11 protein-coding genes are annotated in these 12,544 nt (G+C 34.3%); 9 read left to right on the top strand and 2 right to left on the bottom strand.

What is annotated here, in order from left to right:
* Positions 1-61 precede the first annotated feature (61 nt).
* The 7 genes from OLM51_RS16320 to OLM51_RS16290 all read left to right on the top strand — a co-directional run bounded on the left by OLM51_RS16320 (position 62) and on the right by OLM51_RS16290 (position 6,519).
* Complete coding sequence (locus OLM51_RS16320; RefSeq protein ID WP_264551659.1) at positions 62-529, top strand: curli assembly protein CsgF; 468 nt, start codon at positions 62-64, stop codon at positions 527-529.
* 58 nt (positions 530-587) lie between these two features.
* Complete coding sequence (locus OLM51_RS16315) at positions 588-1,961, top strand: CsgG/HfaB family protein (protein WP_264551658.1); 1,374 nt, start codon at positions 588-590, stop codon at positions 1,959-1,961.
* A gap of 71 nt (positions 1,962-2,032) precedes the next feature.
* Complete coding sequence (locus tag OLM51_RS16310; RefSeq protein WP_264551657.1) at positions 2,033-3,511, top strand: carboxypeptidase regulatory-like domain-containing protein; 1,479 nt, start codon at positions 2,033-2,035, stop codon at positions 3,509-3,511.
* A 155-nt stretch (positions 3,512-3,666) separates the two neighbouring features.
* Complete coding sequence (locus OLM51_RS16305) at positions 3,667-4,845, top strand: AIR synthase related protein (protein ID WP_264551656.1); 1,179 nt, start codon at positions 3,667-3,669, stop codon at positions 4,843-4,845.
* A gap of 99 nt (positions 4,846-4,944) precedes the next feature.
* Positions 4,945-5,301 carry a hypothetical protein gene (locus OLM51_RS16300; RefSeq protein ID WP_264551655.1) on the top strand — a complete coding sequence of 119 codons (357 nt, stop codon included), beginning with the start codon at positions 4,945-4,947 and terminating at the stop codon, positions 5,299-5,301.
* A 30-nt stretch (positions 5,302-5,331) separates the two neighbouring features.
* A complete protein-coding gene (locus OLM51_RS16295) occupies positions 5,332-5,910 on the top strand; it encodes a hypothetical protein (protein ID WP_264551654.1) in 579 nt (192 codons plus the stop codon).
* A gap of 3 nt (positions 5,911-5,913) precedes the next feature.
* Positions 5,914-6,519: a GNAT family N-acetyltransferase gene (locus OLM51_RS16290; protein ID WP_264551653.1), complete on the top strand. Its 606-nt coding sequence runs from the start codon at positions 5,914-5,916 to the stop codon at positions 6,517-6,519.
* Between the two features lie 247 nt (positions 6,520-6,766).
* Here OLM51_RS16290 and OLM51_RS16285 read toward each other — a convergent pair whose 3' ends face one another.
* Complete coding sequence (locus tag OLM51_RS16285; RefSeq protein ID WP_264551652.1) at positions 6,767-7,390, bottom strand: M949_RS01915 family surface polysaccharide biosynthesis protein; 624 nt, start codon at positions 7,388-7,390, stop codon at positions 6,767-6,769.
* Between the two features lie 121 nt (positions 7,391-7,511).
* Here OLM51_RS16285 and OLM51_RS16280 point away from each other — a divergent pair, with 121 nt between their 5' ends.
* Positions 7,512-9,851, top strand: coding sequence for a GH92 family glycosyl hydrolase (locus tag OLM51_RS16280; RefSeq protein WP_413614526.1), 2,340 nt, complete (start codon positions 7,512-7,514; stop codon positions 9,849-9,851).
* A gap of 216 nt (positions 9,852-10,067) precedes the next feature.
* Complete coding sequence (locus OLM51_RS16275; RefSeq protein WP_264551651.1) at positions 10,068-10,511, top strand: hypothetical protein; 444 nt, start codon at positions 10,068-10,070, stop codon at positions 10,509-10,511.
* 106 nt (positions 10,512-10,617) lie between these two features.
* Here OLM51_RS16275 and OLM51_RS16270 read toward each other — a convergent pair whose 3' ends face one another.
* The gene (locus OLM51_RS16270; RefSeq protein WP_264551650.1) at positions 10,618-12,477 is read right to left on the bottom strand and encodes a peptidase M61; all 1,860 of its coding nucleotides are present in this window, start codon (positions 12,475-12,477) and stop codon (positions 10,618-10,620) included.
* Between the last annotated feature and the right edge of the window lie 67 nt (positions 12,478-12,544).

The raw sequence follows: 12,544 nt of genomic DNA, 5'->3' as shown, positions 1-12,544 counted from the left end.
AGAAATGATTTTTTCAGTAAGTAAGTTTGCTCTTTAACGTAGGAATTAAAATAATTTAGATATGAAAACTATAGCTTTACTCGTATGCTTATTTGGCTTTACGGCAGTTTCAACAGCGCAAGATCTTGCGTATAAACCTGCCAATCCAAATTTTGGAGGTGACACTTTTAATTATCCCTGGCTGCTTAGTTCTGCACAGGCACAAAATGATTATAAAGAAGATACCAACAATGGTTTTAAACAACCAACAGATTTAGAACGTTTCAAAAGTAACTTGAACAATCAGTTGCTAAACCGACTTTCTAATTCGTTATTTAATGATCAGTTTGGTTCAGGTACAGGAACCGGATCAGGTACGGGAACTGGAACCGGTACAGGAACTGGAACCGGCGGAGGAACATTGTCTCCGGGAACGTATGTTTTTGGAACATTATCAGTTGATATTTATAATTCTAATTTAGGATTAGTGGTTGATATTTTGGATATAGAGACTGGTGAGCAAACACAAGTAATTCTTCCGGGACAATAAATCTTTAGATTGTCTATTTAAAAATGTAAGGTTCATGTTTTACTGTAAATAAATAATTATGAATAAAAGTCCCCTTTTTCTATTTCTAATAACTTGCCTCTTCTCAGGATGTGGAGCTTATTTCAATCAACCAGTTGGGGTTCAGAAAGCAGTATTTGGAGAAAATACTCCTGCGACGACTGCACTAGTAGAAATGCCAAAACCCAAAGAGCAAATTGTGGTTGGTGTGTACAAATTTAAAGACCAGACAGGGCAATATAAAGCTACTGAATTGGGAAGTACATTTAGTACCGCTGTAACACAAGGCGCAACTTCAATTTTAATTAAAGCCTTAGAAGATTCCAAATGGTTCGTACCCATTGAACGTGAAAATTTAGGAAACTTACTAAACGAGCGAAATATCATTCGATCTACACGTCAGGAATATGCCTCTAAAACAGAACCAAACGAAACGGTTTTGACTCCGCTTTTGTTCGCCGGAGTTTTACTAGAAGGGGGAATTATTTCTTATGATACCAATATTATTACGGGAGGTTTTGGAGCCAGATATTTTGGAGCCGGAGGTTCTACACGTTACAGACAAGACAGAGTAACAGTGTATTTAAGATTAGTTTCGACTTCAAACGGAAAAATTCTAAATACTGTATATGTGTCCAAAACGATTCTGTCGCAAAGTGTAGACGCTAGTTTATTCCGATATGTAAATCTAAACAGACTTCTGGAAGTTGAAACCGGGTTTACAAGAAATGAGCCTATTCAGTTGGCTGTAACAGAAGCAATTGAGAAAGCTGTTGAAGGACTTATCGTAGACGGAATCAAAGATAAACTCTGGGAAGTAAATGCCCCTCAAAATCAAGTTGATGCTTATGTCGCAGAATATGATAAAGAGAAAAGTGAAGCAGATTTAGCACAACTTTATAACAGAAACTTAAGCGAAAGACGAGCCCGTTTTGGAATTGAACTGACTGGAGGTGCAACTTATATGCAGGGTGATTACAAAAGCCCAATTGCTGAGCCAATGGCCAGAGGAGCTGCCAAGTTCTTTTTTACACCAGGATTTGCTCTTAGCGGTTCAACAAATGTTTTTAAACTCGGAAATAAAGGACAAGATGATTTTGGGTATACCACTTTAGATATGAACCTCGAATTTTTGATTTTGCCACAGGATACTTTTACGCCCTATATTTTTGGAGGGACAGGTGTAGGATTTAATTCCAAATTTGAAAATGTACACAGTAAAGTCCAGTTTGGAGGAGGTCTGGAATATCTCGTCACGAGTCAGTTTGGCGTTAAATTGTATGGCGAATACAATGTAAATTTTACCGATAATATAGATTATAATATTGCAGGGGTCAGGGATGACTTTTACTGGAGATTTGGATTAGGAATGACCTATTATTTTCCTAAAGGCTATAAGTACAAAAAGAAATAAAGAGGCTGTCAATAAAACGTCAGTTTTTCAAAATAATCAGAGGATTAAATTCAATATAAAATATGTCTCAAATGAAAATAGGATTAAAAATTTTGATGTGCCTTCTTTTTTTAATTTCATGTAGTGAAGAGCAGGTAGATGAAACAGGAACAGGAACAGTAAAAGGAAGAGTAGTTGATGCCCGAACATACGAGCCCATAGAAAATGCCCGTATCTCGTCGAGCCCTACCTCCAGTACTGTATTCTCAGATAAAGACGGGTATTTTTTAATCGAAAAAGTACCAGTAGGAAAATATTCTTTTCAGGCTCAGAAAGATGGTTTTATTGCCAGATTTCAACCTGCAACAGTTGAAAAAGATCTGCCATCTCAGATTATTTTTGAGTTAGAAGTCTCAACAGCAAACAATAAACCGCCAACTATTCCGGTATTAACAGCACCTTTAAATAATGCTACAGGACAAGCTTTAGCATTAAATTTAACCTGGACAGCGACCGATCAGGAATCAGATCCTTTAACTTATACCGTTACTGTAAAAAATGGCACAACAGATGAAGTTAAAACGTATGCCGATCTCAAAACAACGACATTGGCGATCTCAGGTTTAAATTACAGCACCAAGTATTATTGGCAGGTTTCTGTTAGCGATGGTATAAATAAACCAACAAATAGTGTGACCAATTCGTTTTCAACACTGGCATTTCCAAATCCAAGGTATTTGTACGTTAAGAAAATAAAAAACAATAACGTTATTTTTACCGCCGATGAAGCAGGAAACGAATTGCAAATGACATCTGCTGAGGTAAATAGTTACAGACCCAGAAAAAACTTAAGCATTAACAGAATTGCTTATATCAGTACAGATGGTTCTGTAAATCAAATTTTCAGTATGAATCCTGACGGAACAGATATTAGAAAAATAACCAATTTTGTACCAATCGCCGGATTTAATATGGATCACGTTAATTACTGTTGGAGTGCCAACGGAGCGCAAATTATCTATCCTAATTTTGATAAACTCTATCGTATAAATGCTGATGGTTCAGGCTTAATTCAGTTGTATAAAACGCCAAGCGGTAAGTTTATCTCAGAATGCGACTGGAGTCAGGACGGAAGTCAGATGGTGTTAAAAGTAAACGATGTCAATGGATATAATGTCGAGATCTATGTAATAAGTGCGGCCGGAGATTTCTTGTATCAGGTACTTTCCGGAGTAACAGGCGCGGCAAGCGGTATTAATATTTCACTTGATAACAGTAAAATTGTATATACCTATGATGTTTCAGGATTTGAAAACGCAGATTACAGAAGAATGGATTCGAGAATATTCATTTACACCGTGGCAACCAATACAGCGGCAGAATTACAGAGTCAAAAAGATAACGGATTCAATGATTTAGATGTCAAGTTCTCACCAAATGAAGCTCAGGTAATATTTGTCAACACATCCAATGATGGTTTGTCTGCCAAAAATATTCAGACCGCCAATGTGGGTGATAACTCAACAAGGACAACATTATTCCAGAATGCATCAATGCCAGATTGGAAATAATTTTAAAAAGATAAAGTTTTTAAAGACAATTTAGTTCAAAAAATTCGATAGCATCCAAAATGTTATCGAATTTTTTTGTGAATCAAATATTCGAATAAGTCAAAGAATTAAAAAAAGGGATTATCTTTGCACCACATCAACACAAACTAATTTTCATGAGTTCAGATTCTAGCAAAAGATATGCACAAAGAGGTGTTTCGGCATCAAAAGAAGACGTACATAACGCTATTAAAAATATAGACAAAGGTTTATTTCCGCAGGCATTCTGTAAAATTGTTCCTGATTATTTAACTCAGGACAACGATCACTGCCTTATTATGCATGCAGACGGGGCGGGTACAAAATCATCTTTGGCTTATATGTATTGGAAAGAAACCGGAGATATTTCAGTTTGGAAAGGAATCGCACAAGATGCTTTAATCATGAATATAGATGATTTATTATGTGTTGGCGCAACAGATAATATTTTACTTTCTTCTACAATTGGAAGAAATAAAAATTTAATTCCTGCTGAGGTAATTTCTGCAATTATCAATGGAACAGAAGAATTAATCAACGAGTTAAAATCTTTTGGAGTAACTATTCACTCAACTGGAGGAGAAACTGCAGATGTTGGAGATGTTGTTCGTACTATAATTGTAGACTCAACAGTAACAGCACGTATGAAACGTAGTGACGTTGTGGATAATGCAAATATCAAAGCCGGTGACGTAATTGTTGGTTTGGCTTCTTTTGGTCAGGCAACTTACGAAAAAGGATATAATGGCGGAATGGGTAGTAACGGATTAACATCGGCACGTCATGATGTTTTCGGAAAATATCTTGCTAAAAAATATCCTGAAAGTTATGATGCATTAGTACCAGAAGAATTAATTTATTCAGGACAGGTTAACTTAACAGATGAAGTAGAAAATAGTCCAATCAATGCAGGACAATTGGTACTTTCTCCAACAAGAACTTACGCTCCGATTATCAAGAAAATTTTAGATCAATATACACCGGAAGATATTCACGGAATGGTGCACTGCAGTGGAGGCGCACAAACTAAGATTTTACATTTCGTTCAGAATCTACACATTATAAAAGACAATTTATTTCCGGTTCCGCCATTGTTCAAGTTAATTCAGGAACAATCAAAAACAGACTGGAAAGAAATGTATCAGGTATTTAACTGTGGTCACCGTATGGAAATTTATGTTCCTGAAAGTATTGCTCAGGATATTATTGAAATTTCAAAATCATTCAATGTTGAGGCACAAATCGTAGGTAGAGTAGAAGCTTCAGAAGCTAAGAAGCTTACAATTACCAGCGAATACGGAACCTTCAACTATTAAAAAAAATAACCATATAAGTGATATAAGTTCAGTTTAGTGTTTTTTAAGTACTTTTAATATGAACTTATATCACTTATATGGTTTAAAATACTTTTGATTATGTACGAATTACTTTTTTGGAGATATTTAGAAGAAATTTACCTGAACAATCAGGAAGTTTGCGATGCCCTTATTGAAAAAGAAGAAGTCGTAGGATTGGCTATTCTTCCTGTTGATGTAATTCTAAACCGAATTAATTCGGTATTCTCAAAATGGGAAAGAGTAGACGAAAACAGCTGGAAAAATAAAGAAGGAAAAGGTGCTTTTCAGGTTATCACAACTCCACAAAGTGTAAAAATTGACTGTTACGGGACAGAAGGAAAAACCATGAATCAATTGGTTTCTGTAATGGAAGAATTCAAATGTCCGTTGTACGATCCGCAAGTTCCGGAACGTTACGATGAAATGAGTGAATAGTTTTGTTATTGTTTATTCGTAAAAAGTGAGATGAAAAAAGCACTGATCTTTATTTGCTGTATTTTTTTAAGCGTTGTTATTGCGATACTTTTTGGAGTTTTGCATAATCAATTCACTTTTACATTATCAAATGAATTTTTTACAAAAGTACTATTCGAAAGATTTGGTTTTGTAGAATATGGCAGAAACACTCCAAGATTGACAGTCTCAATAATTGGAGCATGGTCGACTTGGTGGATTGGACTAGTTTCTGGTTTGGTATTTGCTTTTATACGATTATTTTATTCTAGCTCAAAGGCAATGCTTAAAGGGATTAGCAATGCAATTTTAATCATGCTAAGCATAACAATTTTAGTAGGTTTGATAGGTTTATGTTATGGATTTCTTGGATTATCAAATTTAGAATCAACTTGTTGTTTTCCTCTTCAAGTTAATAATGTGAAAAATTTTATTGCTGTTTCAGAAATGCATAGTTTTAGTTATGCAGGAGGAGGAATTGGTGTTTTGATTGCCGCTCTATGGCAGATTAAAAATTTAAAAAGAAGCAATAAGTTGGAATTTATCAAAATTTCAGAATATAAAATTCATGAAGAATCTCAGAAGATATAAGCAATGACAAAATCAAATTTAAGTTTTTCAGACCAAATAATTTTAGAAGACGAATTAGTTTTATTACGCCCCTTACAAGAATCAGACGTCGATAATTTATTAGAAATTTCCATCAACGAGCCAGAAACCTGGAAGTATTCATTAGTTGGTGCTGATGGGAGAGAAAATTTGATAAAATACATCCAATCAGCAATAAAAGCCCGAGATGATAAAAGAGAATTTCCCTTTATAGTATTCGATAAAAAATCTCAAAAATATGCTGGCTCAACACGTTTTTACGACATCCAGCTTGAATACAAAACCCTGCAATTAGGCTACACTTGGTACGGTTCGGCATTTAGAGGAACCGGATTAAACAAACATTGTAAATTTTTATTACTCCAATTTGCTTTTGAAACCCTCGGAATGGAACGTGTAGAATTCCGCGCCGATAATAACAACCAGCGCAGTGTTGCTGCCATGAAAAGCATCGGATGCAAAGTCGAAGGAGTTTTACGCAATCATATGCCAACAGCAAATAGTGAAGTTCGCCGTGATTCAATTATTTTAAGTATTCTAAGAAATGAATGGTTTGATGAGGTAAAAGAGAATTTAAAAAGCAAGCTTTAGGAATAAGAGCCGTTAGGCTCGACCAATATTGTAGGGCTGGATTTTATCCAGTTTAGACAAAAACATAGCATAACATGAACCGTTCTACGGAACTTTAAAAAAGAGCCATTAGGCTCGGTCAATATTGTAGGGCTGGATTTTAATCCAGCTTAGACAAAGAAAAGCGCGTGCAGGAATATTTTGAAATGAAGTTTAAGATATGGAATCCAACAATTGGAATTTGGAATTTTTAAAATTGGAATTTATTTCATCCATTCACCAACAATAAACCTTGTTCCTTTCTAATTTTGATTACTAATTGATCCACATAAGTTTTTATTTTCTGCGGAAGCTTATTCCAGTTGGAATCTTTTTTAAAACTTCTGCAATAATCTAGATCACATTCTACAGCACGAATAACATATTTCTTGTTGTTGTAAACTGTAATAATTTTTACACGTCTAATCTCATTATATTCAGTTTTGGTTCCGTAAACAATTACCGGATCAATGTAACCATCGCCATCAAGATCTTTTGTACTACAGTATTTTGTCCAAAACCAAATCGTAGTTTCCTTCGGAATAGAATCTTCCAGTAAATCATTAATTCTCCATTTCTCTAAAAAGCCGCCGTGATCATTCATCACACAAATTGCCTGAATTTTGGTGTTTAAAGTATCTTTTTTAGAAATATTTTTTTGATTTTCGGTTAAAACCAAATTAGTAACGCCGCCTTTATCGCTGTATTCAAAAGCTTTATAAATAGGGAAATCAGAAATTTCATTAAGCTCTCTTTGAGTTATTTGTTCTTTATCTAATGGATAACTTTCAATTTTTTGAGAAAAAGCAAATATAGAATTTAGAAGAAACAGGAATAGAGTTATTTTTTTCATTTCGGCAGTTATGTTTAGAAAACCAAAGATATTCAAATGCTATTTAGTTTAAAATTTAAATTTTTTAAAACTATATTTTATCGTAATTTTCTAAACCAAACAATTACCCAAAAAAGACCTGATGAATATTGTACAAAAACCTGCTTTTATTATTGCATTTGGAATTTTAATGCTTGCTTTTACGGCAAATACAAATGCGCAGAAAAAGGAAAATAACCTTAAAAATTTGATTCAATATGTCGATCCAATGATTGGAACCGCCAAAATGGGACATACATATCCGGGCGCAACAGTTCCGTTTGGGAGTGTACAATTAAGTCCTGAAACAGATACAATTGCTTATAGTTTAAACGGAAAATATAACGGAGAAGTCTATAAATATTGTGCTGGATATCAATACGAAGACAAAACGATTGTAGGTTTCAGTCACACCCATTTTAGCGGAACAGGACATTCTGATTTAGGCGATTTTCTAATTATGCCAACAACGGGGAAACTACAATTAAATTCGGGCGTTGCTTCAAAACCATTGTCAGGTTATCGGTCAGCATTTTCACATTCAACCGAAAAAGCAGAACCTGCATATTACAGCGTACTTCTGGAAGATCATAAAATCAAAGCTGAACTTACCGCAACAACGCGCGTAGGAATGCACCAATATACATTTCCAAAATCTGACGAAGCACATATTATTCTCGATTTAACCTCAGGAATTTACAATTATGATAAAAAGAATGTTTGGACATTTGTTCGAGTAGAAAACGATACTTTAATTACAGGATATCGCCAGACGAATGGCTGGGCGAGAACCAGAACCGTTTATTTTGCCATGTCTTTTAGCAAACCAATCAAAAGTTACGGACAGGCAGCGCAGGAAAAAAGTGTTTACAGAGGTTTTTGGGGAAGATTTGATCAAACCAAGAATTTCCCCGAAATGGCAGGTCAAAACCTTAAATTATTCTTTGATTTTGATACAGACGAAGGAGAAAAAATCAAAATTAAAATGGCTTTGTCACCAGTAAGTTCTGCTGGAGCACTTGAAAATATGAAAAAAGAAATCCCGGATTGGGATTTTGAACGTGTTAAAAAACAAAGTCAGGAAATTTGGAACAAGGAACTGAACAAAATCCAGATTGAAACCATTCAAAAAGAAGATTTGGTTAATTTCTATACCGCAATGTATCACGCCTTTTTAGGTCCAACAGAATACATGGATTTAGACGGAAATTACAAAGGTTTGGATATGAATGTTCATAAAGCCGATAACTTTAAAAATTATACCAGTTATTCTTTGTGGGATACTTACCGAGCTTTACATCCGCTTTTTAATCTGGTTCAGCCAACAAGAAATTCAGATATGATAAGTTCAATGTTGGCACATTCAGACCAAAGTGTTCATAAAATGCTGCCAATCTGGTCGCATTATGCCAATGAAAACTGGTGTATGATTGGCTATCATTCCGTATCTGTTGTTGCTGATGCAATTGTAAAAGGAAACGGGAATTTTGATAAAGAAAAAGCACTTCAGGCTTGTGTTAACACTGCAAAAGTTCCTTATTATGACGGATTGGAATATTATATGAAAATGGGTTATGTTCCTGAGGATAAAAACAGTTCATCGGTTTCTAAAACATTAGAATATGCTTATGACGATTGGGCAATTGCGCAGGCTGCGAAGAAACTAGGAAAGACGGATATTTATAATGAATTCATCAAAAGATCTAAAAATTATAAAAACGTTTACGACGAGAAAACGGGATTTATGCGTCCTAAATTAAACGACGGAACTTTCAAAAAAGAATTTGATCCTTTAGATACACATGGACAAGGTTTTATTGAAGGAAATTCGTGGAATTATAGTTTGTACGTTCCGCAAGATCCCGCAGAAATGATTAAAATGATGGGCGGAAATGACCAATTTAATGTTCGTCTGGATTCGCTATTCAGCATGCATTTGCCGGACAAATATTTTGAAAATACAGAAGATATTACCAGAGAAGGAATCATAGGGAATTATGTGCACGGAAACGAACCTTCGCATCATGTTGTTTATTTGTACGACTGGACAAATTCGCCTTGGAAAGCACAAGACAAAATCAGAATGATTCTGAAAAAAATGTATCGAAACGGCGCTGATGGTTTAGGCGGAAATGACGATTTCGGACAAATGAGCGCCTGGTATATTTTTAGCAGTTTAGGATTTTATCCTGTTGCACCAGGTTCTGATGAATATGCTTTGGGAAGTCCGTTAGTGAAAAATGCTGTTTTCAATTTAGAAAATGGTAAAACTTTCGAAGTCGAAACGGTAAATCAATCAGATAAAAATGTGTTTGTGAGCAAAGTTTTATTGAATGGAAAACAATTGGATAAGCCGTTTTTAAAACATGCGGATGTTATTAATGGTGGTAAAATTACTTTCTATATGAGTAATAAACCGAATAAAAAGCAATATCAAAATTAGATAGGTCGCAGATTGTACGGATAAAACGGATTTACGCTGTTTTATTTATTACGGCATCACCCTGAGCGAAGTCGAAGGGCTTTTGTAGCGAAAAGGGCTTCGACTTCGCTCAGCCTGACAAGAGAATAATATTAAAATTCGAGAAAATTTGTGTAATTCGTGGCGGAACAACAAAAAACTTCACGAAATTTGCACTTCAAATAAAGACAAGTAAATATGAAAATAAATCTAAAATCAGGAATTGATAAATTGCTTTTCGGAATGAAGCAGAATGATGTAACGGCTGCTTTAGGAAAACCTGATAAAAATTATAAAGACGAAGATGACAATGTGATTTTTGTATATAATGCCTACAAAATCAGATTGACATTTTATCAGGAAGAAGACCTGAAATTGGGTTATTTAGTCGCTTCAAGCAACGATTTAGAAGTTTTCGGGTATAAACTAATCGGAAGAAAAATTGCTGATGTAAAGAAAGATTTAGCGACTAAAGGAATTACAAAATACAATCAGGAAACGTTTGATACTTTTGAAAATTATTTTAATGAAGATAACTGGTTTATCCTTCAAACAGAATTTGATGAGGTTGTGAAGTTTGAAATTGGTGCAATTATAAACGACAAAGACGAATTTGACTGGAAATTTCCGGCTAAGAAATAATAATCACAATATTGTGATTTCTCCTTCGTCGAAATGAGGAATAAGACTAAAAACAAAAAAACCGACAATTACTTGTCGGTTTTTTTGTTTTTTGAGTTAAAAGAAATTACCCTTTTAACCATGCATTTTTAAGTTTTTCTTTTGTAACATCTGTAGCTTTAAAAGTTTCAGATTCTTCATATGGTAATTTTACAGTTCCTTTTATAGTTTCTTCTTTACCACCACGTTTGATTTTTACTGTGATAGGATCGTTTTCTTTCCAGTTTTCACTTTCAGTAATTAAATCATAGATGTTCTCTAAAGAATAAGGTTTGTTATTGATCGCAAGAATTTTATCTCCACCTTTTATGTTTAAGTTTTTGAAAAATTCATTTGGCTCGATGTCAGAACGAACTGCAATTTCTTTAGTTTGTTTGTCAACTGTAATATAAGGAGTTTGTCCTTTTAAGAATACTGGACCTGGTGTTTTTTGTGTTGCTTTTGTTACACCAACTTTAGCTAAATAAAAATCGTAAGGAATAGGAGTAGTTCCTGCTACATATTTCTCTAAGAATTCTCCAACTTCAGGATAAGTCAATGACGTTATTTTTGCGAAAAGTTCGTTATCATTAAATGGTTTTTCAATACCATATTCATTAGATAATTTATGCATTAAATCCAGAATTCCTCTTTCTCCATTACTTTTTTCTCTAATGATGATGTCAATACACATACCAATTAGTGCCCCTTTTTGATATACATTTAAGTATTGATCTTTATAGGGTTGTACTAGTACATTTGCACTCATTTTAGTAAATGACATAGTATCGTCTAAGCTTTTTGCCTGCTCTATTTTATCAGCGATTCGAGTGTAAAACTCTCCTTCATTAATTAATCCCTGATTGATTTGGAAAAGATTAGCAAAATATTCTGTTACCCCTTCGTACATCCATAAATGCTCAGACATTTTTGGTGCATTGTAATCAAAATACTGAATTTCTTTTGAATGAATCGTTAGTGGTGTTACAATATGAAAGAATTCATGTGAAACAACATCTTTCATTGATTCGACTAATTTTTCTTTTGGCATTGATTCTGGTAAAACAACCGTTGTTGCAGTAGGATGTTCTAAGGCTCCAAAACCATGCGCATCATCTTTTGCCATACTTGATAAGTATAGTAAAACAGAATATTTTTTAGTTGAGTTTACAGGCCCTAAAAAGTTTTTCTGAGCGGTCATCATCGTTTTCATTTCGGGTGTAATACTTTCTGCTGTAAATTTTCCTGTTGGAGAATAAACGGCGATCAGAATATCCATTCCGTTAACGTTAAATGTAGTATAATCCGGTTTAGAATACATAATCGGATTTTCAACCAAAACAGCATAACGAGGAGTTGTAAAAACATCACTTGTTTTACTTGCATCTTCATCTGTCATTGATGTTGCTCCCCACAGTGCTTCAGGATGTGTAATTGTAACTTTATACGGAACATCTAGTTTGTCTTGAAAATAACCTACAAAACCATGCGTATTAACCATGAAGTTTACTCCTGCATTAATATTAGTACCTGCCGGAGAAAATACATCATCATTACCAAAACCAGTTCCTTTCTCGGTGTCAAAAGTATCTCCGGTTAAATAAGTAATCTTTTTTAGCGTTTTTGCATTAGAAATTGACCACGAATTGTCATCAATTCTTTTTACAGTTAACGCATTTCCTTTCGCATCAAAAGCTTTAAAATCATCAGAATATTTACCGTAATTATCTGTAGAATATGTTCCCGGAACTGTTTTAGGAATACTATAAATAACTTCGTCAGTTTTAATAGCAGGCGGAGTAACCGTTACCAAAACTTTATCGTCTTTTACATCAACAAGATTGATGTTAACATCTACAATGTTATTTTTTGCAGAGCCGCCAGTACTCCCTGTTTTACAGCTCCAAAGTGTTACAGCCAGAGCTAAGGTGTAAATTATTTTTTTCATGTACGTAAGTTTAGTTATGTGTATAGGACTAAATAAATATGAAATTGTTACAATTAGTTAAAAATAA

The sequence above is a fragment of the Flavobacterium sp. N2038 genome (assembly GCF_025947185.1).
Lineage (GTDB): Bacteria > Bacteroidota > Bacteroidia > Flavobacteriales > Flavobacteriaceae > Flavobacterium.
The sequence above is the reverse complement of the archived record's forward strand: the minus strand, read 5'-3'. Positions and strand labels throughout refer to the sequence as shown.

Coding starts and splice junctions, on each gene's coding strand:
- OLM51_RS16320 (WP_264551659.1), top strand. CDS start 62: ATGAAAACTATAGCTTTACTCGTATGCTTATTTGGCTTTACGGCAGTT.
- OLM51_RS16315 (WP_264551658.1), top strand. CDS start 588: ATGAATAAAAGTCCCCTTTTTCTATTTCTAATAACTTGCCTCTTCTCA.
- OLM51_RS16310 (WP_264551657.1), top strand. CDS start 2,033: ATGAAAATAGGATTAAAAATTTTGATGTGCCTTCTTTTTTTAATTTCA.
- OLM51_RS16305 (WP_264551656.1), top strand. CDS start 3,667: ATGAGTTCAGATTCTAGCAAAAGATATGCACAAAGAGGTGTTTCGGCA.
- OLM51_RS16300 (WP_264551655.1), top strand. CDS start 4,945: ATGTACGAATTACTTTTTTGGAGATATTTAGAAGAAATTTACCTGAAC.
- OLM51_RS16295 (WP_264551654.1), top strand. CDS start 5,332: ATGAAAAAAGCACTGATCTTTATTTGCTGTATTTTTTTAAGCGTTGTT.
- OLM51_RS16290 (WP_264551653.1), top strand. CDS start 5,914: ATGACAAAATCAAATTTAAGTTTTTCAGACCAAATAATTTTAGAAGAC.
- OLM51_RS16285 (WP_264551652.1), bottom strand. CDS start 7,390: ATGAAAAAAATAACTCTATTCCTGTTTCTTCTAAATTCTATATTTGCT.
- OLM51_RS16280 (WP_413614526.1), top strand. CDS start 7,512: ATGAATATTGTACAAAAACCTGCTTTTATTATTGCATTTGGAATTTTA.
- OLM51_RS16275 (WP_264551651.1), top strand. CDS start 10,068: ATGAAAATAAATCTAAAATCAGGAATTGATAAATTGCTTTTCGGAATG.
- OLM51_RS16270 (WP_264551650.1), bottom strand. CDS start 12,477: ATGAAAAAAATAATTTACACCTTAGCTCTGGCTGTAACACTTTGGAGC.